General features: G+C 33.0%; 20 protein-coding genes and 3 pseudogenes. 9 read left to right on the plus strand and 14 right to left on the minus strand.

Annotated elements, in window-relative coordinates:
- Positions 1 to 183, plus strand: a pseudogene (locus U473_RS03685) (IS110 family transposase); the annotation flags it as partial.
- 264 nt (positions 184 to 447) lie between these two features.
- On the opposite strand, the gene U473_RS15350 reads toward U473_RS03685, so the two are convergent.
- The 3 genes from U473_RS15350 to U473_RS03695 all read right to left on the minus strand — a co-directional run bounded on the left by U473_RS15350 (position 448) and on the right by U473_RS03695 (position 1,924).
- Entirely contained in the window at positions 448 to 564 is a 117-nt protein-coding gene (locus tag U473_RS15350; protein WP_268807434.1) for a hypothetical protein, read from the minus strand.
- A 63-nt stretch (positions 565 to 627) separates the two neighbouring features.
- The gene (locus tag U473_RS03690) at positions 628 to 981 is read right to left on the minus strand and encodes an ArsR/SmtB family transcription factor (RefSeq protein WP_153011989.1); all 354 of its coding nucleotides are present in this window, start codon (positions 979 to 981) and stop codon (positions 628 to 630) included.
- On the minus strand, positions 974 to 1,924 hold the full coding sequence (locus U473_RS03695) for a cation diffusion facilitator family transporter (RefSeq protein WP_068723463.1): 951 nt from the start codon (positions 1,922 to 1,924) through the stop codon (positions 974 to 976). Before U473_RS03695 ends, U473_RS03690 begins: the two co-directional genes overlap by 8 nt.
- 218 nt (positions 1,925 to 2,142) lie before the next feature.
- Here U473_RS03695 and U473_RS03700 point away from each other — a divergent pair, with 218 nt between their 5' ends.
- The 6 genes from U473_RS03700 (at position 2,143) to U473_RS03725 (ending at position 7,962) form a co-directional block, all read left to right on the plus strand.
- A complete protein-coding gene (locus U473_RS03700; RefSeq protein ID WP_068723466.1) occupies positions 2,143 to 2,679 on the plus strand; it encodes a hypothetical protein in 537 nt (178 codons plus the stop codon).
- 15 nt (positions 2,680 to 2,694) lie between these two features.
- Entirely contained in the window at positions 2,695 to 4,338 is a 1,644-nt protein-coding gene (locus U473_RS03705; RefSeq protein ID WP_068723468.1) for a carbon starvation CstA family protein, read from the plus strand.
- Between the two features lie 23 nt (positions 4,339 to 4,361).
- A complete protein-coding gene (locus U473_RS03710) occupies positions 4,362 to 4,772 on the plus strand; it encodes a hypothetical protein (RefSeq protein WP_068723471.1) in 411 nt (136 codons plus the stop codon).
- Between the two features lie 394 nt (positions 4,773 to 5,166).
- Complete coding sequence (locus tag U473_RS03715) at positions 5,167 to 5,766, plus strand: anthranilate synthase component II (RefSeq protein ID WP_068723473.1); 600 nt, start codon at positions 5,167 to 5,169, stop codon at positions 5,764 to 5,766.
- Positions 5,747 to 7,138, plus strand: coding sequence for an aminodeoxychorismate synthase component I (gene pabB, locus U473_RS03720; RefSeq protein WP_068723475.1), 1,392 nt, complete (start codon positions 5,747 to 5,749; stop codon positions 7,136 to 7,138). Before U473_RS03715 ends, pabB begins: the two co-directional genes overlap by 20 nt.
- A 23-nt stretch (positions 7,139 to 7,161) precedes the next feature.
- Positions 7,162 to 7,962, plus strand: coding sequence for an aminotransferase class IV (locus tag U473_RS03725; RefSeq protein ID WP_082732358.1), 801 nt, complete (start codon positions 7,162 to 7,164; stop codon positions 7,960 to 7,962).
- A gap of 64 nt (positions 7,963 to 8,026) precedes the next feature.
- Here U473_RS03725 and selA read toward each other — a convergent pair whose 3' ends face one another.
- From selA to U473_RS03745, 5 genes and pseudogenes are all read right to left on the minus strand, one after another.
- Positions 8,027 to 9,430: an L-seryl-tRNA(Sec) selenium transferase gene (gene selA, locus U473_RS03730; protein WP_068723478.1), complete on the minus strand. Its 1,404-nt coding sequence runs from the start codon at positions 9,428 to 9,430 to the stop codon at positions 8,027 to 8,029.
- Between the two features lie 97 nt (positions 9,431 to 9,527).
- Positions 9,528 to 9,726 (minus strand): annotated as a pseudogene (locus U473_RS15615) (ISAzo13-like element transposase-related protein); the annotation flags it as partial.
- 169 nt (positions 9,727 to 9,895) lie between these two features.
- Positions 9,896 to 10,105, minus strand: a complete 210-nt coding sequence (locus U473_RS03735; RefSeq protein WP_068723480.1) for a hypothetical protein — start codon at positions 10,103 to 10,105, stop codon at positions 9,896 to 9,898.
- Between the two features lie 179 nt (positions 10,106 to 10,284).
- Entirely contained in the window at positions 10,285 to 10,944 is a 660-nt protein-coding gene (locus U473_RS03740) for a hypothetical protein (RefSeq protein WP_068723482.1), read from the minus strand.
- An 88-nt stretch (positions 10,945 to 11,032) separates the two neighbouring features.
- Complete coding sequence (locus U473_RS03745) at positions 11,033 to 11,458, minus strand: protease inhibitor I9 family protein (protein WP_068723485.1); 426 nt, start codon at positions 11,456 to 11,458, stop codon at positions 11,033 to 11,035.
- Between the two features lie 218 nt (positions 11,459 to 11,676).
- Between U473_RS03745 and U473_RS03750 the strand changes: the two are divergent.
- Positions 11,677 to 12,728: pseudogene (locus U473_RS03750) on the plus strand (UPF0236 family transposase-like protein).
- A 336-nt stretch (positions 12,729 to 13,064) separates the two neighbouring features.
- On the opposite strand, the gene U473_RS03755 reads toward U473_RS03750, so the two are convergent.
- Both U473_RS03755 and U473_RS03765 read right to left on the minus strand, forming a co-directional pair.
- Positions 13,065 to 14,054: an MFS transporter gene (locus U473_RS03755; RefSeq protein WP_082732359.1), complete on the minus strand. Its 990-nt coding sequence runs from the start codon at positions 14,052 to 14,054 to the stop codon at positions 13,065 to 13,067.
- Positions 14,055 to 14,293: 239 nt separating this feature from the next.
- Entirely contained in the window at positions 14,294 to 16,609 is a 2,316-nt protein-coding gene (locus U473_RS03765) for a ThiF family adenylyltransferase (protein WP_068723492.1), read from the minus strand.
- A 511-nt stretch (positions 16,610 to 17,120) separates the two neighbouring features.
- On the opposite strand from U473_RS03765, the gene U473_RS03770 reads away from it, so the two are divergent.
- Positions 17,121 to 18,371: a helix-turn-helix domain-containing protein gene (locus tag U473_RS03770; RefSeq protein ID WP_068723494.1), complete on the plus strand. Its 1,251-nt coding sequence runs from the start codon at positions 17,121 to 17,123 to the stop codon at positions 18,369 to 18,371.
- A 297-nt stretch (positions 18,372 to 18,668) separates the two neighbouring features.
- Here the strand turns inward: U473_RS03770 and U473_RS14925 are convergent, their stop codons facing one another.
- From U473_RS14925 to selD, 4 genes are all read right to left on the minus strand, one after another.
- Entirely contained in the window at positions 18,669 to 19,142 is a 474-nt protein-coding gene (locus U473_RS14925; RefSeq protein ID WP_201024140.1) for a transposase, read from the minus strand.
- 69 nt (positions 19,143 to 19,211) lie between these two features.
- Entirely contained in the window at positions 19,212 to 19,466 is a 255-nt protein-coding gene (locus tag U473_RS15620) for a transposase (RefSeq protein WP_201024203.1), read from the minus strand.
- A complete protein-coding gene (locus U473_RS14935; RefSeq protein ID WP_068723497.1) occupies positions 19,394 to 19,759 on the minus strand; it encodes a hypothetical protein in 366 nt (121 codons plus the stop codon). Before U473_RS14935 ends, U473_RS15620 begins: the two co-directional genes overlap by 73 nt.
- A 257-nt stretch (positions 19,760 to 20,016) precedes the next feature.
- A complete protein-coding gene (gene selD / locus U473_RS03785; protein WP_082732571.1) occupies positions 20,017 to 21,063 on the minus strand; it encodes a selenide, water dikinase SelD in 1,047 nt (348 codons plus the stop codon).
- Positions 21,064 to 21,108 lie beyond the last annotated feature (45 nt).

Below are 21,108 nucleotides of genomic sequence, written 5' to 3' on the forward strand. Positions count from 1 at the left end.
GCAATTATTGCAATTGCACGAATGCTTTTAACAGCTATATACAACATCCTCAAAAAGAAAGAACCATATAATGCTGAATTATATAAAAAATCGGATGTTCTTCCAGTAAACCGTGAAATCACGGTAGAGCAAGCGATTTTATTAGCTAAAACTCAAGGTTATCGTGTAATGGTGGCAACTTGATATTTTCTTATCCATATATTTTTTAAAAAGTCATCAATAGATGGCTTGTTTGCTATGCTCTTTTCTTTACTGACGGCTTCTAGTATTTATTTCAGACTTTTCCTCCTTGTTTTTATCAATCTATTAATAAGACGAAAATGAGAGCAAAAAGTTACAAAAGAATTAAAAATTTTGTAGAATTTCATTAACATCATTTTCATTGAAATACGCAAAAAATAGCAAGCGAAGGCTTGCTATTTTAATGGAAGGTATCAGTAATTATTTTTAAACGTTATCTTGTTGATTATGGACTTCATCTTGGATTTCACCTCTAAATCCGTCAATTGCCTCAATTCGATTTTGGTTTTTATCTTCGATTTGTGCGATTTCTTTTTCTGACATTTCATCTTTATGAGCTTTTCTCCAGTAGTTTGTGTAACTCTATTTTTAAATATGATTTGTTTCTTAATTTTCTTCTAATAGGTGCATGAAACTTAAGTTTAAAATCTCTTTTACGTGTTCATCTTTTAATGAGTATAAAACGGTAGTTCCTTGTTTTTTGGTTGAAGTAATTCCTAAAGTTTTCATTAAGCGAAGATGATGACTTGTGTTTGCAATCGAAAGGTTTAAAAGTTGGGAAATATCATGCACACATAATTCTTCTTGTCGAAGAAGAAGAAATCCAATTTTCACTCTGTTTATATCTGAAAAAGCTTTAAACCAATTTGCAATAATTTCAGCAGAAATTTGTGAAAGCTGGTTTTGAATAACCATTTTCTCCTTTTGATCGGTTTTACTACAAATATGTGAATTAGTCACAGCTTTCACCACTCTCACATAGTTCTATTGTTTCGATTTGAATAGTACTATGTTCGATTCCGAAATCCTTTTTCAGGTTATGTTTAAGCTTGAGTAATATATTTTCGAAGCTAAACTCGGTTATATTATTATTTAATACAATATGGCAGCTTAATGAAGGAAATCCTGAGGTGATAGACCATACATGTAAGTCGTGAATCGATTCGACTTCTGGTACTTCTAAAATAGTGGATCGAATTTTATCTAGCTGAATATTTGTAGGTACTCCCTCCATTAGAATATGAATAGAGGATTTTGTTACTCGCCATCCACTGACTAAAACTAAAATAGCAACGAGGATGCTTGCAATTGGGTCTGCTATCTGCCAACCAAAACCCCATAGCAACAATGCAGCAACTATAGCACCGACAGAACCCATTAAATCTCCTAATACATGAAGAAAAGCACTTCTTAGGTTTAAATTGTCTTTTTCACCCTTCATTAAAATCCATGCAGTCACTACATTGACAAGAAGACCAAGAACTGCGATCCATAACATGCCCATACTTTGTACTTTAGCTGGTTGAAAAAGGCGTTGAATACCTTCATAGAAGATATATATTGAAATCACACCAAGTGCGATCCCGTTAATTAACGCTACAATGATTTCTGCCCGTTTATAGCCATAACTGTTCATGGCATTTGTTGGTTTCTCTGAGAACCAAAAGGCCAAAAGGCTTAAAAATAATGCAACTGAATCACTCAACATATGCCCGGCATCTGAAAGAAGGGCAAGGGAGTTTGTAAGAAAACCGCCAATAATTTCAACAATCATAAATCCTGTGATGATGAAAAAGGCAATCATTAATAATTTCTTATTAGAAGTATGAGTATGCATGTGTCCATGATGGTTATGATGAACATGGTGATCATAATTATTGTGATGTTGATTTGAATGAGTCATATATCTTTCCTCCTATTCAAAAATTCATTTGAATATTATAATTTTATTCTCTTGAGGTAGAAAATGCAACAAATGATATTAATTTTAATTTTTTAAAAATTGGATAAACTACAGCAGGATTTTTTAAAACGTTGAAGAATTAAAGAATTTAATATCTTTTTAACTCATATAAATTATAAATAGAACGCTTGTATTCTTTGATGGGTGGTCGGAACAGAGTGGAATACCATGAATATTTTCAGGAAATAGCCTTAAGGTTAAATAGGAATTTTGATGTTACTAAGGATGTACAAATATTGGGACAATCTATTCAAATTTTCGCAAAATCAGAGATACATAACGAAAGCTACTTTGGTTCAAAGAACCTAAAACTTTGGCGGGCAGAGAATTTTGAATACTGTCTTATCCAGCAAGTTGATGTGATTACAGAAGATCAAATCAAACAATTTCAGCTGTTTTTAACTCAAGCGGTTGATTATTTTGTAAAGCCGCATTCTGAGCATATGTCTAGTATGATTACAGGAGTAATCGTTACTAAACATTTCCCTAAAGAATTACAAGAAATGATTAAACAGTTCAAATATCGCAAGTCTTTTAATCTTTCTTTAAAAGGATGGGCAGATGTAAGATGTTTGGCTGTTGATCTTCACTCAAACAGAGTGATAAGTAATAAAAAGGGAAAGGAGGTACAGCAATTTTATCTTCCATTCATGGATAGGCCTAAGAAAAAGATGGCTTGGTTAATAAAAAAATAAAGGGGAGGGATTAAAGTGAGTGCTTTAGTTTTACTTGGTATTGCAATTATTGCTTTTGTTATTGCTTATAAAGTGTATGGCGGATTTTTAGTAAAACATTTAGATTTAGATGACTCAAGGAAAACGCCAGCCCATACCATGAAAGATGGGGTTGACTATGTACCTGCCAAAGCACCTGTATTATTGGGTCATCACTTTGCTTCTATCGCAGGTGCGGCACCGATTATTGGTCCTGTAACGGCAGCAGTCTTTGGTTGGATTCCTGCATTTCTTTGGATTGTTTTGGGTTCTATTTTTATAGGTGCCGTTCATGACTTTTCTTCTATCGTTGCTTCGATTCGCCATAAAGGGAAATCGATTGGGATCATTATTGATCATACGATGGGAAAATCAGGAAAGACTTTATTTAATATATTTGCTTGGTTAACTTTAGTCTTAATAATCGCTGTTTTTGCTAACATTGTTGCAAATACTTTTGTTGCGGTACCTGAAGCTGGAACTGCTTCTATGCTATTTATTGTCATAGCGATTGTTTATGGTTTTACAGTTTATCGAAATAATTTCCCAGTGATTATTGGAACGATTGTTGGCGTGGCTTTATTACTTTTATCGATCTGGTTTGGAATAAAATTCCCCTTGGTATTATCTTTTAATCAATGGATTACCATCTTAATGATCTATGTTATTGTTGCTTCGATTGCACCTGTTTGGATTTTACTCCAACCTAGGGACTATTTAAATTCATTTTTGTTATATGGAATGATGGCAGGAGCAATTATTGGATTATTTTTTTACAATCCAACGATTCAATTAACTGGCTTTGGAGGATTTAAAACTAATTTGGGTTATATGTTCCCTGTCTTATTCGTAACCATTGCCTGTGGAGCAATTTCTGGTTTTCATTCTTTGGTCGCTTCAGGTACGACGGCAAAACAAATTGATAAAGAAACAGATGCTAGAATTATTGGTTATGGTGGAATGTTAATTGAGGGTACATTGGCAACGGTAGCTTTAATTACGGCTGCAATGTTAACAAAAGGTGATTATGCTGCAGCCATTGGTAATGGGGGCCCTGTTGCATTATTCTCAACTGGTGTTGGAAGCTTTTTAGAGAAAATAAGCATTCCCCATAGTGTAGGAACCACCTTTACCTCTCTTGTTGTTTCTGCTTTTGCATTAACCACATTGGATACAGCTACAAGACTTGGCAGATATATCTTCCAAGAGTTTTTTGAAAGGGATTCCGCCAATGGAAGTGTAGCCAAAAACTTAGGGACGAATCCTTATGTAGCCACTATCGTAACGGTAGTTGCTTCGGGACTACTTGCTTTAAGTAACTGGCAAGCGATCTGGCCAATCTTCGGTTCTGCTAATCAGCTGTTGGCAGCAGTTGCACTACTCACCGTATCTGTTTGGTTAGCCAAGATCGGTAAAAATAATAAATTTACTTTATATCCAATGATTTTTATGTTTGCTGTAACCTTAACCGCCTTGGCACAATTGTCCTATAAGAATTTAACCTTAGCAGATGCAAAATTATCTAATTATGTATTAGGTGGATTTGGAGTAGCTTTGTTTATTTTGGCTATCGTTTTGATTATTTTTGCCATAAAAACATTAAAGAAAGCACATGAGGAACATAAAGGATTCAGTGTTTAGGATATATGATTTAGGAGGGACTCATGGTAAAACCAAGTGTGATCATTGTTAGGGAGCAGGACGAACTTGTTGCCGCATGTTGTGTGCCGTTTGATGGAGAGTTTCTTCAACAGATAGGTAAGATGGATCTTTATCTTAAGGAAAGAGCCGTTATACACAATACTGGAGAATTGTATCAGCAATTAAGTAAAGAATTTGGGGAAAATCTATCCTTAGATATAGTTGATCCGAGAAATAAAGGATATCTTTTTCCTCGCATCATCAAAGATGTTGTTAGATATAAACTTTCTCTCTGGCAAGCGATCAAAACAATTTTTACACTTAGGGTGCCAGCCGTGATCTTAAATGGTCAATTGCTTGCTTCCGGGAAAGGGAAGATTTCTACTGAGACATTTGAGCTGATAAAAAGATCGATAAATCGTACGAACATCTAAAACAAATTGATCATCAAATACCCTGCCAATAATACGTGGAGAGGTTAGTCTTATTGCCTTTTCAAACTTATGAATGGGAAGGGCAAATGGCTGAATAGCAATAATTTCGTTGCAAGCCTAGCCTACCGTGATTTAGCTTAATAACCTCTCATCCCAAAAGGAAATTCCGTTATCTGGATGAGAAGGTTATTTTCCCATTCCTCGTTTAAGTGTTATGGTGGAAAACATTTGGAGAAGAGGCATTTGTAATAATGTCTCTTTTTCGTTGTGCGCCCGGCATTTTTTTGACTATTACATGAGATTCAACAAGAAACGATAACAAAGCCATTTTCTTGTTTTCATTGTGGAATGGAAATATAATTAAATCGTTATTAAATCTCTGGGAGTTGTGCTAATGATATTAATGATTGATAATTATGATTCTTTTACCTTTAATTTAGTTCAGTACTTAAAAATGCTAGGAGAGTCGGTAGAAGTTCATCGTAATGATGCATTAACCATTGACCAAATTAGAACGATGAATCCAGAAATGATAGTGATTTCACCGGGGCCATGTACGCCAAACGAAGCAGGGATTTCTGTTTCGGTAGTGGAGCAATTATCCGATGAATTTCCTATTTTGGGAATTTGTTTAGGTCATCAAATTATTGCTCAAGCATTTGGTGCAAAGATTGTTCATGCCTTAGCCCCAGTACATGGAAAAGTTCATCCGATTACTCATGATGGTAAAGGTGTATTTAAAGGGCTCAAAAATCCTCTGAATGTCACACGATATCACTCATTAATTGTGGATAAAAAATCACTACCTGAAGACTTCATCATTACTTCAACTACTGCTGAAGGAGAAATTATGGGTATACGACATAAATATAAGTTAATCGAAGGGATACAATTTCATCCTGAAGCCATTCTGACGGAACATGGCATAGATATGCTTAGAAATTTCTTGTATCATACTAGAGAGGCGAAAAAGAATGATTATCAAACCATGTAGTATATCTATTAAAAGTGTGGATTTATTTGAAGCAATAGCTAATGAAAAATATCCTATGTTTCTTGATAGTAATCAAAATTTTGCGGAATTAGGACGTTATTCTATCATTGTGGCGAATCCTTTTGGCTATTTAAAAACGATAGGTAATCAAACTGATCTTAATCTTCCAACTGGACATGATAGAATAATAGGTAATCCTTTTAAAATATTAAAGGACATGCTTATTAAATATAAAGTTAAAAATAATACAGAATTTCCATTTGTTGGAGGATTAGTTGGCTATCTTGCTTATGACCTTGCTCATTTTATTGAAAAGCTTCCAACGAACACACTTGATGATATTCAAATACCAGATATGTTTTTTGGACTCTATGATGGTGGAGTTATCTTTGATCATTACAATGAGAAGGTATTTATTGTTGATAGTGGTGTTAGAGAAAATGAAAATGAACGGATTTTATGGTGGGAGAGGAAAATAAAACAAACAAAAAAGTCAATGAACTTGCATCTTTATCATGAAACTCCACCTTATCCCGATAGAAACAAAGATCATAGCGCATTTAAAGGGAACATGAGTAAACAAGAATATTTTGAAAGTATAGCAAAAATTAAAGAGTATATTAAGAATGGAGATATATATCAAGCTAACTATACACAACGCTTTTCCGCAACAATTAAAGAAACTCCTTCTAAACTCTATCTTCACCTAAGGGAAAAAAATCCTGCACCATTTGCTGCTTATCTTGATATTGGGGACAGTTATATTCTTTCCAGTTCACCTGAGAGATTTATCAAGCTAATAGATCGTGTAATTGAAACAAGACCTATAAAAGGAACGATTTCAAGAGGATCAACACCAGCAGAAGATGCAAAAAACAAAAGTATATTAGAAAATAGTGAAAAAGAAAAGGCAGAACTTTTGATGATTGTAGATTTAGAACGAAATGATCTTGGTAAAGTTGCGAAAACAGGGACAGTTGAAGTCGTAGATTTATTTAAAGTTGAAGAATATACAACCGTTTACCACTTAGTTTCAACGATCAGAGCTGTTTTAGATGATGGGTACGATGTTGTTGATCTAATTCAAGCTACCTTTCCGGGAGGATCGATTACTGGGGCACCAAAAATTCGAGCGATGGAGATTATTGATGAGTTAGAGCCTACAAAAAGAAATGTTTACACTGGATCGATTGGATATATCGATTTTAGAGGGAATACCGATCTAAATATAGCGATTCGAACCATTGTGATTAAAGATGGGACTGCACATTTTCAAGTAGGTGGGGGAATTGTGTGGGATTCTGATCCTGAAAAGGAATATGATGAGAGTCTAGCAAAGGGAAAGGCACTCTTTGAGGTTCTTAGATCGTAGAATATAGAAAGGGGAAAAGATGTGTGATTCTATATAATGGTAAAATAATGAATAATTGTATTCCCCTTATTTCAAGCAATGTTTTTTTGGGGACAGGCATTTTTGAAACATTAACCGTTTATCATAAAAAGGCAATCGATTTAAAATCTCATATCGATCGCTTATTTCTATCTTTAAAGTTTTTTAATCTTTATGTTGAAATTTCAAAACAAGAATTAATTTCACAAGTGGAATATTTTATCAAGCATATTGATGAAAAGAAAGTTGCTTTACGCATTGTCGTTATACAATCTATTAAAAATGAACCAGCTGATATAATCATTTCTGCGAATCATTTTCCATATCAAAAAGAAGATTATGAAAGGGGTTTTAAGATTAGTCGGTCAAATGTTATAAGACATAGTGCTAATCCATTACTTTACCACAAGACAACAAATTATCTTCTGAATAAATTAGAATTGGAAAAAGCTCAACGTAAAGGTTATGATGAAGTTATTTTTCTTAACGAAATAGGGGCTATTACTGAAGGAACAAGAAGTAATCTTTTTTTAGTTTGTAATGGCAACATCTATACGCCAAAAACTTCTTGTGGTTTATTAGAAGGCGTGACACGGAATAAAATAATAAATATTGCTAAAAAACTAGGATTTAATGTAATCATTGATACGATTCCTAATCATTTTCTTGAATCATGTGATGAAGCTTTCTTAACTAGTTCATTATTAGGCATTATGCCCATATCCCAAATTGAAAACAAAAAATTAAATAATAGTACGTATGTAATTACGCCAATATTATTGAACGAAATTAATAAAGAAATGTAAGTATTGAAGGGAAAAAATTATGAAAAGCTGAATTATACAATAGAGAGGCGAAACAGGCGCCTCTCTAGTTTTTTGCAATCCATTGTATTTTTTCTACAATTAAATCAAATTCCTTTGGTTCAATGGTTCTCACATCTAAGAAAAATTGTTCATCTGAGATTCTGCCAATGATGTGTGGGGATGTGATTCGTAAAGCCTCTTCGAATCTATGAACGGGAATATGCTTTGGTTTGATACTAATCAATTTGGTTAGTAGCTGAACATCAGGCATTGATCCTCCACCGATTTCAGAAAATCCATCGATGATCTTCATTTCAAATTGCTCAGCTATCACTGGTTTTAACATACTATAGAGTTTTTCACTTTTTTCTTCAATTATCTTCTCCTTCATGAGAATCATTTTTAGAGTAGGTATCTTATCTTGAGCTTCTTCAAGCAAATAGTGTCTTAAGGTTGCTTCCAAAGCAGCTAACGTCATTTTATCGACTCGAAGAGAACGGGTAAGTTGATTTTTCTTTAAACGATCAATCCACTTTTTCTTACCGACGATGATACCGGCTTGAGGGCCTCCAAGTAATTTATCGCCACTAAAAGAAACAAGATCAGCTCCTGCTTTAACAGTCTCTTGTACCGTTGGCTCATTGCCAATCCCATGTTTTTTGAAATCATAGAGAACTCCGCTACCTAAATCTTCATACACAGGGATCTGATGTTCTTTGCCAATTTCAACAAGTGTCTTCAAGCAGACTTCTTTGGTAAATCCAATAATTTTAAAGTTACTCGTATGTACTTTCATTAATAAACCGGTTTGATCGGTAATCGCTCGCTCATAGTCATACCGATGGGTTTTGTTTGTTGTTCCCACTTCCATTAGATGGGCACCACTTTGAGCCATGATTTCAGATACGCGAAAAGAACCGCCTATCTCAACAAGTTGTCCTCTGGATACAATGACTTCTTTTCCTTGTGCCATCTCTTTTAAGATTAAAATCACAGCAGAAGCATTATTGTTCACCACGAGTGCGGCCTCAGCACCTGTAAGTTGAACCAGTAAATCTTCCACATGATCGTAACGAGAACCCCGTTTTCCAGTTGATAGGGTATATTCTAAATTGGTGTAATCTGTAGCTGCTAGTTGTGCAGCTAAAATTGACTCATTGGATAATTTTGCTCGTCCTAAATTGGTATGTAAGATTACTCCTGTACCATTTACGACAGATCTTAAATGGGGAGTCGTTAACCGTTTATATTGATGGCTTATTTTTTCTAAAATAGTAGATAGCGAAAGCACAGTAGGAGTATCCGATTGTAAGATCTTTTCTCTTTCAATTTCAATCGTTTTTGAAATAATATCCGAGACCAAATTTAACGGAGAACTTTCTATCAGCTTCTTCACTTCTGGAAGTTGAAGGATTGTTGAAACGGCGGGTAATGCTCTTAAAGCTTCTTTTTGTTTTTCGGTTAACATAAAAAACGAACTCCTTCATCATGATAATTGCTAGAATTATCTTATCATAACATACTTTTTATTTTAAAACGAATCAAAGAAAACCCACGTTCAATTAGGCTTCAATGGCATCCACCATAAAATCCGCTGTCATATTTGATTTGGTGAATTCTAGATGAAGCTGATTATTGCTTACATCTAAAATCCCAAATGGTGTAATAAATTCATTCCCAAAATCATGGTCAACTGCTTGTGTATTTGTCCTGCTTTTTTCCGCCCCTAGAAAAGGGACCGATTTTCACCCTGTCATTCGTATCATGATATGCTCCCCTTAAGGTAGACAGGTTAAAAAACAAAAATCTGTTTAAACTTAAGGGGAGCATATCACATATCACTTTTTGGACAGTCCCTGTTTTTTTAATTACGTGTGGTTTATTTGACGCTTACCTTCAATTTTCCCATTCTAAATAATTAGTGTTTTCTTATTCATCTATTAATATCCGACAATTTTTGTTGGATTTTTCGAATTGCCTCTATCTGCTGTTCTTGAAAAGCTAAGTTACGTTCATCTATTCGTAAAAATTCCTTGTGCTGCTTTACTACTAGTCGATAAATTCCAACCATTAAAATAAGAAGTATTAAAGGAAGAATCAATCCGGCGAATGATAGTATTTGAAATGTTACATTCCCAATCAATATTTTTACCTCCCTTGCTATATGCTGACTTATTAATCTAAATTCATAATCTTTATATCATATAACCACTCATTATCTATCACAGAATGATGAGTAGTAACATTGTTAACGCTTTCTCACCGACAATGACGTGAGCGTTAATAATTATAAAATCACTTCTATATCAAAGTATAAATTTACTACCAATTTCCTGAATCCCAGTCGGTATCATTTCCAACAAACAGTTTAAGATAGAAAGTACTAGTATAATAACCACCTGCTGACCCAGTAAATCTAAGATAACCATAAGCATCACTTGAAGATGTTTCTTTTGATTGGGCAACAGTTAAAGTTATATTGGAAATATCAGAAACACCAGAAATATACCATTCATATACTCTATCTAAACTATCATATCCGTATTGTACATTCGTATAATCTGCTAGAAATGAAGCATATATTCCTCCACTTAATCTAGATACCTTTCTTCCTATGTAATTTACATAACCAGAACCAGTTCTACTTGTACCACCAGAGACAGATGTAATATCAACTGAACCATCAGGATAAATAATTTTCTTTTCATAACCAGGAATACCATTCTTATCTATAAACTTTTTCTCCTTAATTTTACCCTTATCTTTCATTTTGGGATTATTGGCACCGAGGATTTCCCCATTCTCGATCTTCTCAATAAGCTTTAATTGCGTTTCCTGATCTATTCCTGCTTTACCAAAATTAGCCTTAATTTGATTTACTTGTTTTTCCGTTAATGGTTTTCCTTTTGCAAAAGTAACTCCACCAAAAGATGCGATCATTAATGCTAAGATAATAAGAGTACTAAATAACTTTTTCACCATTTCTCATTCCCTTTAAATATATAATAGAAACATGGTTATGGAGTACAAATATTCATTAATTTCTTCAAAAAAGGTGTTGTTCATTATGTTAATTATTAACCTTTATTAACCCATTCCCATACTCAAAGCTATTCCCTAAAGGAACTGCATTCTCATCCAATGTCTTTTTCCCAGTAAAACCTTGTTGGTGTGCTTCTGTTGTCTGAATATGAGGAATTCCCCAAGGAATTGTTTGATTATTGATCGACACTTTTGCATCTTCTTCAATATAAGCAATCTTTGGATTCATAGACAAAGAATCAAATGCTTGTTCTGAAAGTTCCACCGAAACAACTGGGATATGTTTAAACTGTTTTTTTACTTTTCCTCCATGCGTATTAATGACTTCCTTATTTACCATTACATAAAAGCCTATTAAGTAGGATTTAACCAATGATGAGCTTGTATTTACACCATTATCCATTGCAAATGTAGCGGAAGTAAGTGTAATTACTAAAAAAAGTGCTAAAATCATACTTAGCGTTCTCTTTACATTTTCACCCCCTTTTTTTCCTTTTCAAACATATAGACGTAGAATTTAAAAAAAGGGTTCCCTAATTTCCCTAATTTTTTTAATTTTATGTGTAAAATAATTCTCGAGGATTTTAATAGGAAATACTAGCCAAAAAAGAGAAGGCGTTCTATCATAAATGTATGCTTCCACGCAAATACATTTTAGAAAGAGGCCTTCTCATGGATAATATTATATCAACATTATATCAGTTAATAAAGAATACAAATAATTTAATTGAGTTAGAGGAAAACATTCAAATTTATATGCATGAAGTATTTGTTTCTTTGATAGGGGAGATTTTTACTCAGCTAAACCAAGTTATTAAGGAAAAACAACAAGAAAAAGGTTGGTTCGTAAAAAGGGAAGATTGGAAAACGATTCAATTTACGTTTAGCGCTGTACGTTTCCAACATACATTAATGGGTGACAAAAAGGGGGACTCTCACTATCCTTTTGATGAGTGGATAGGAATACGGAAATACCAGCGATATAGTCCTTTAGTTGAAGTGAAAGTAGCAGAACTAGCAAGTGAGAGTACCTATCGTGAATCCGCACGTATATTACAGGAATGGATAGCAGTTAACAAAACCATAGGAAGTATCGTAAGACGTGTAGGAAAAGCACAAGCTAAGGCGGATAAAGAAATGGTTATCGAGTTAATACACAGATTGTTTCAAATAGCGATGGAGGACAAGGCTATACTGCGGAGAAGTTTCAAGAAGCCTTTTCACAGTCTCGTTATGCTGTTTTAAACCAGTTAGACCCCTATCATATTGCACAGGCATTAAATAGGACAATAGGTGGTGGGAAGAGCGAGTACAAGGATTCAATAGGAAAGGCTTTAAAAGAACACAATCTAGATGATTTTACGTTATGGTTGGATACATATGAAAGTACACTCGATGAACAGAAACAAGTAGAAAAAGTAAAAAACCCACCAAAGGATGCAAGAAGTTTAGGGGCAATGGAATCCAACCAACGTCATGTATCCTACCGGATGAAAAAGCGAGGAATGCATTGGAGTTTAGAAGGTGCAGAAGCGATGATAAAAGTGAAACAAGGAATCTTAAATAAAACATTAAGAAGTACTTATCTCGCACATCAACGAAGAAGTGAAAGAAAACAACGTGACGTGAAGAAAACCGTAAGATTAGCACAAATTCTACGAGAGAGCACTCATCCATCGATTGGAGTAAAGCAAGGCTCAATCAGCCTGTATACTGCTCACTAAACGGCAATAGGAAATCTTATGAAAAGTATTCGAAATACCTGGGTTAATTAGTTAGGTTCCTTAGACCTAACTAATTAACCCAGACCACCAAGCGATAGCGTGGTAGCTATGGAAAGTGTACAATAATAGAATGCTGTAACTGCTAGTGTTAAAGGTTGATCGAGAAAAACTTGACACAAACGCAAACCTTACGTCCTTTGACAGGGAAGTTATTTTATTTAATAACTTTTCCCACTTCGACAAGCTTATCACTTCTCTCTATATATTATACAATGGTATCATATATGGTGTCGAGCTTCTTGATATTATGGTATGAATTGTTTATATGAATCAGTGTTAAATAGTATCCAGCTCTTTTTCTTTATGTTTCCTGACAGCATAGCTATTTAAAGCATACAAAGCTATCGCTATAAAATTAAGTATACCTAAATACAAAATAATATTCGCATTTCCGAATAGTTTAATCATGAATGGGGCGATTAATAAGCCGGCTATCTGAGCAACAGCGGCGATTGCCATAAAGATGGTGAATATATTTCCAAGCTTATCTTTATATATTTCCTGAAATTTTGTAACGACTAAGATTTCAAATATGCCCGAAATATACGTCATAATAAAGGTTGCGATTAATACACCGATCTCTTTAAATAAGAAAACCAATAAAAGCCAAGCGATGCCTGCAAAAGCATATGATCCTACGGTCAATTTAGAAAATTCGATTTTATCTTTAATCTTTGTTGAGCTTAAGCTTCCTAAGCTGAACCCTATTAAAAGCACTGCAAAATAAATTCCGTATAAATAAGATTTTCCGCCGTCCGCAAAATACCCTACGACTGTAATTAAGCTTATTTTAGTGTGGAATTGTAAAACCACCGCAATAATTAGAATTCCGACGACAAATTTATTACTAAAAACTTCGCTGATACCTTCTCTTATTTGGGTACGGTAATTTTTTATCGACTCTCTCAATCGAACTTGATCTGTATTCTTTCCTTTATCGTTTGAAACTTCGACTCCGGCAAAAAATAATATCGTTATGAAATATGTAATGAGATCAAATATAAAAATACTAAAATAACTTATGACCGTAACTAAGATACCGCTTATCACATCTGCTGTTCCATTGATAATATTTCGGCTTGCCGTTAATAAACTATTTGCCTTTGCCAGTTCTTTTTCTTCTACCACCTTAGGTACAATGACCTGCGTTAATATATAAGAACCGTAATTACTAAGACTGAAGATGAATTCTCCAATAACAATGAAAACAAAATTGTAATGATTGATGCCAATAAATATCACAAAAAAACTAAACACACCGAGCACATCTGGATGATTTGAAGAAAGATGAGACTCTTTTTTGAGACCATTTTATTAAATAAAGGCCCAAGAAGAAAGCCAAGAATGATTGGAATAACTGATGTTAAGGCGCTGATAGATAATAGAAGATTATTTTTAGTTTGGGCATAGATAATGATCGGGATAGCAATCATAAACAAACTATCGCCGAAATTTGTTACACCAATCCCTAAAAGTAAATTTGTAAAAGATTTATTTTTCATTCTTCAATCCCTTTCAACCTTTCTTATTATGTCTGATAAAAATAAAATCATTTCGTTACCTATCTCTTTATAAAATTCTTTATTTACTTCAATTTGAAAAACTGATTTCAAAATATTTTCAATTGTTATTTGACTTGGATCATTTTGCTTCAAATAATTAGTTAGATTTAATTCAAATGCAGGAGCTTTATATAATAATTTTGCAAACTTAAAACCTATAAGTTTTGCATGTGGATATAAATAAATGTCGCGTTTTCCAAATAAAACATCTTTACTCAGTGTGATATTTAGTTGGCTATATTCATCATTTTTAACTACTCTTTCACCAAAAAGTTCTTTAATTAAATTATTTCGTACTTCTAATACATTCTCAATATTAATATCTTCCAATTTCAAAATTTCTTCTTCATAAAGATCTAAAGAAAAAACACCGACCATTGTACCTTGAAGATTATAAATCATCATATTCAAAAACGATTTATTTAAATTAGATTGTTCCATCAAAATAAACATAAGTTTAAATTCAGTAAGTATTGCTAATGATTCAGATACTATAGAATTTATATACTTTGCATTATTACCTCTATTTAAAAAAGAATTATAATATGCATGCCCAATTTCATGAGTTAGATCCATTATATCCTTACCACTTCCTTCGTATGTTACAATTATTTCAGATAATCCATACCTCGGGTTCCAAATACATAAAGGATTAACACGATTTTCTGTTATAGTAATCATATTGTGAGTAGTTACATAATTAATAAACCCTCTAAAATCTGAAATGAAATTAAACCTGTCAATTTCAGAAATTAGCATTAAAGCTTCATTAACATCTAAAAATTTATCTGAATAAGGTTTATATTTTTCATAATCAACTTCATTATCATCTTTATAAAGTAAATTGTTCATTTCTTGAGCTATACCAGTTAATACTATTTTAATGTCTCTTTTTTCATCCCATTCTTTGATTAATTCATCAAAATACATTTCTTTTTTCTTTTTCAAAGCGTTTATTGATAAATCAATTAATTCTGACTGATTTTCTTGATATTTTTTGATGCAATCATTATCAATATCTTTTGCTTCTAACATTTTTATGGAAAATTCATTCATGGAATACCTAGTATCCTTACAATCTATGTATTTCTCAGACAATATTTTCTCATACTCATTAAGATCTTTATCCTCTTCGTCAATTAAATCTAATTCGAATTTAGTATTTAGCCGTATAATTTCATCATATATATTAGAATCACTATTAATATAGAACTTTTTGTACAATAGAAGTGCATTAGAAAAAAGTATTTGATTATAAAAATAATTTCTTTCATCATCATTTTTTAGCATGTTCAAAGTCTTTTCAGACTCATCAAAATCAGTTTGAAGTTCTTTAATTTTAAACGAATTATCATTTTCCATTGAAGGAGTTAAATAGTTATAACTTAACTCTTTCAAATCAAAATCTAATAATGAAAATAGCTTTTGTAACCACAATCTAGAAAGTAATATTGCAGATAAATCACCAAGCAATCCTAGTCCTGAATTTTCATTAATCCATTTGTGGATATTATTTTCAGCTTCACGGTTTTCATCTAAAAAATCTTGATTCACTTCAAGAGCTCTTACCATACCAAATATATAACCTGAAATAAAAACAGGAATTTTTCTTCTGTTAAAATAATCAAAAATAGTTTGTAAAACACTCGTATCATGACTATCAAAACATATAAAAACAGCATCAATAGAATTTACATCATCAATATTATCAAACTGTTTTTCACTTTCAAAATATTCATTGTATAAATTTAATTTTATATTTTTCTTTACCTCATTAATCTTTCTTTCTATAACGTTTATTTTACTTTTACCTATATCTTCAACAGTGTAAAAATGTTGATGTACTATATTTTTCTCTTCAACAATGTCGCCTTCAATCAAATCAAATTTTACTATTCCTAATTGTAACAATACCCTTACTAAGGAGGTTCCAACAGTACCTAGACCAATAATTAAAACTCTCTTACTAGACATTTCTTGGATAATTTCATCTTTATCACTATTATTTAGAAAATTATTTAGAAAATTTGCAGTTCTCAAATTTGAAAAATCTTCTAATTTGTCATCTATATATACCAATCCGTTATCTAATAAAAATTTATTTGTCTCTTCTAATTCAAAATTATTAACATGATATTTATTTATCCAAGTCTTAACATCCTCTTCATAATATTGTTTACTAATCAACTCTAAATATTCCCACCATTTATCAAAGTCATCTACTTCAATAATCATATCCTTATTTAAGCTACCATACATATGAAAAGTAATCTCGTTATTTTTTTATTTCCTCTAAAATTAAGATGGTTTTTTAAGCGCATTTTTTCACTCCTCTCATCATAACAAATATATTTTTGATTATTTACGTCTACTTACAGTTAGTTGAATTTGATTTCTTCCTATAAGTTAATTTGATCTCTTGATTATTTCACCCAAATCTATATTATATAAGAATCATTGCTTTAATTTATATTGTTTAGGTGATTTAGGGAGGATATATTTGGCTATATCTTCATTTCCTCCCTAAATCTTAGGAGCGTGTATTAACAAAAAGCTACGCAAATGTGATCAGACTTTGATACAACTCTTTTCAATTTCATTATAATCACCCCCTATTACATTATTGAAAGATGTTTTGTATAAAATGCTAATTCTAAATTAAATTTTAATAGATAGTATATTTACCATCAATTCGGAAACATGGTATAATATTCCTTAATTAAAATAACTTTTTTAAGTTAAGTTTCCCAACTTCAAGGGGGTGGTATTTTTGAAGACAGGTGATAAAATAAGATACCATAGAATACAGAAAGGAATTACTCAAGAACAATTAGCTGACGGAATTATTTCTAAATCTTATTTAAGCAAGATCGAAAATAACACGGCTAAACCACATCGAGATGTCGTCAATCTTCTGTTTAAAAGACTAGAGATTCCCTCATTGGAAGAAGATACACAGAGGATTAAAGAAATAAATAGAAAACTGGATGAGTGGTATGAAGTAGTAAAAAGTAGAGATAAAGATAATGCTATCAAAATGGAAAAGTCTATTAGTAATGACATAAGTAGAATTGAAGATACAACTGTATTCATCCGATTTCGATTATTTTCATTAAGACACCATCTATTATTATATAATTTCGATGAAAGCAAGAAGATCATTCAAGAATTCAAAGCATTAGAGAAACATCTTCCCGATAAACAAAAGTACTATTTCTATTACTTTTATGGACTTTATCAATATTTACATAACAATTTTTCAGAATCATTAGATTATTACTCAAAAGCAGAAAAAATCGGCTATCAAATTCATATTGATGAACCCGAATTGACTTACTTAATATCCCTCGTTCACACTAGGCTAAATCATGTTACCTTAGCCATACATTATGCAAATACTGCTTTAGATCTATCCAATCAAAATATGGATTACCTACGCAGTGTCGAAACCCAATCTATTTTAGCCATTAATTACATGCGTATTAAAGAGTATGATAAAGCAAAACATCATTTGGAAAAATCTTTAAAAATCACTGAAAAACACAATGACCCATATCTGATAAGCAATATATACCACAATCTGGGGTATATGTACTCTAAGGTAGATCAACACGATTTAGCTATTGATTATTATCACAAGAGTTTAAATCTAAAAAAAGGATGTCATGAACGGATAACCAATACAATTTATTACTTGGCTGAAAGTTATTATGCCGTCAAGAATATTGAAGATGCAACAAGATGGATTAAAAAGGGACTTAAAATTACTGAAAAATATAACATTATCACTAATCAAATAAAATTATATCTTCTACAATTAGAATATAACATTGATCAAGAGCAATCGCGTAAATATATCGAAGAAATAGCGATCCGTTACCTTCAAGAAAAACAAAATTGGAAAGAATTAAGTGAAGCTGCAGAAAAATTATCTAATTATTATGCCAATCAACAATCCTATAAAAAGAGTCAAGATTATTGCTGTTTGGCTAATGATGCCAGAAAAAATATTCAAATGTGAGGTGATAATAATGAAGAAGCTGGTATTTTCTTTAATATTCAGCATCCTAGCTATAACTTCTCTGGTACAAGTCACTATTTTTGCTGAAGAGCCCCCTAAAGCTACAAGTGTTCAAATAGACAAATAATTACATACTAGAAGGGGGTGTCGCAAAACTACCTTAGGTAGTTAGCGGCGCTCTCTTTTTATGTTGAAAATAAAAAATCAGCCCATCTTTGGAGAAACTCCCTCCGTGGCATGGCTGATTTTAGACATGGATAAATAAGCCTTCAACTCAAGGCTTTTTTCGATAATATATTATGCTATTTTTAGATCATGAAGCGACTTTCCAACACGGTCTTTCTGAATTTTTGCATGAAGTTTATTCACGTTATAACCAAAGCATAAGAGAATAAACTCATTTTTGACGCTGTTTTTGCCACGTGTTAAGAATCGATTAAAATCGTAGTCGTTTTTTAGGACGCCGAAAGCTCCTTCTACCTGAATGGAACGATTGACTCTTAACAACGTCCCTTCCTCGGATGTAATATTCTCATATAATACCTGACGTTTTTCAATAAACGTTTTAGATACTTGCATCTTTCTGTTCCCTTTTGCCTTTGTACATTTTGTACATTTCGTTTTGAATTGGCATCCACTACAATCTTCGCATTCATAAACGGTTAATTCGGATCGGTAACCTGTTGCTGATGTTCTATGGGTGATTCCAATGGGCTTAAGCTGTTTTCTATTGTGACATGTATATTCATCTGTCTGTTCATTGTAAAACATATTTTCTCGTTTACTAATGTTATTTTTAAAACTTTTCTTTTTCCATTGTTCATAGGTTTGAGGCTTTATTTAATAAGTCTGCTCTTTTCCTTCCAGATAAAGATAATTTTCTTCGCTTTTATATCCAGAGTCTGCAATGATGTTCTGATACCACATTTTTAGATGGGATTCCATTTCGTCTAAAAAAGGAATAAGGGTTGTGGTATCATTTCGATCTTGAAATATCCCAACTCCTGTTACATACTCACTCTCTACCCAATCTGAACGTTGTAAGCAGGTTTTAATTGAGCATTGCGCATATGGTCGTCTTTCATATGCATGAATGTCGCATCTGTATCTGTCTTGAAGTAGCTGTTTCTTCCTTCAAATAATTGGTTGTGGGTATTGTATCTCTCCTGACGTTCATAGTAAGTCTGCAATTCTTCTGTCAACTTCTGCAGTTTGGTCTTCCGTTTTCCAATTCCATGAACGAACTCGATTTGTTCTTGCTTTCGTTTTTCTTCTAAGTGGGTAAGTATGACTCTTAGATCATCTAATAAGGTTTCCTTGGTTACTTTAAAGTTGGTCTCATAGGCCAGATTCATTTCCTCGATAAAGGATTGAATATTCACATACATCTTGGCTTCATTTAAATAAAGAAACCATAGAATTTCTCGCTGGCGGAGGGAATATTTTAGAGGTGTATATAGAAGGAAAATGGGAACCTTTTAACAAATTGTATCCAAAAGACGAATAGGGAAATTTCAGAAAAAAGGAGCAATCTGTAAGGCTATAGATTACTCCTTTTTTGATACTAACTACAATACAATCACCCACTACCTTTTACGTGAAGCTTTGTTACCATATGAACGTGGGTGCTTCCTGATGATGATATTTATACCACATGAATTTTTCCAGGGTGTTTATCCGTAACTTCTCCGATTATCTGTGCATCTTTCACACCAAGGCCGTGCATTTTTTGAAGCAAGTCTTCTGCAGCCTTTCCTTCTAAAGCAACAAGTAATCCGCCAGAAGTAACGGCATCGGCAAGTAAGAGTTGATCATATTGGTCTATGTGATCCTCAAATATAACATGTTGGGAAACCCATTTCAGGTTATCCCTGCTACCTGCTGGAACGTGTTTATTGATTGCCAGCTCTTTGGTACCATCAAGAATTTCAACTTTTGCTGAATCGATCACAAGCCCCACGTTTGTGTTCTGTACCATTTCAAGAGAATGACCTAATAATCCAAATCCTGTCACATCTGTTACAGCAGAAACAGGATAGCCTTTCATTGCTTCAGCAGCATATTTGTTTAAAAAGGCCATCACTTCAGTCACTCGCTCGATCCGTTTTTGATCAAGGACGCCATCTTTTATTGCCTTTGTTTGGATACCAACACCAATTGGTTTGGTTAGGATTAATTTGTCCCCAGGTTTTGCTTCATGATTTGTCCATATCTCATTTGGGTGAGCTGTACCTGTTACCGATAAACCAATGAGCGGTTCAACATTATCTGTAGAATGGCCGCCGATTAAAATAGCACCAGCTTCTTTAATCTTATCTGCACTTCCTTTAAGAATTTCTGCTAACATTTCAGGTCCTAGCTTGTGAATAGGATAACCAACAATGTTCATTACTGTCAATGGTATCCCACCCATTGCATAGACATCACTTAATGCGTTGGCAGCGGCAATTTGCCCGTACATATATGGATCATCAACAATCGGTGTGAAAAAATCCACCGTTTGGATTAAAGCTAAATCATCGGAAAGTTTGTAAACACCAGCATCATCAGGGGTTTCTAAGCCAATTAATACATTTTCATTAAATTCTTGCTTTGGTAAATAACGCAAAACTTGCGCTAGGTCCTCAGGACCAATTTTGCAACCTCATCCAGATTTATTAGTGGTTTGTGTTAAACGAATTTTTTCGTTCATATTCAGCAAATCCATTATTGAAACCCCTCCTTTTGCAAAAACTAT

The organism is Tepidibacillus decaturensis (genome assembly GCF_001561915.1).
Lineage (GTDB): Bacteria > Bacillota > Bacilli > Tepidibacillales > Tepidibacillaceae > Tepidibacillus_B > Tepidibacillus_B infernus.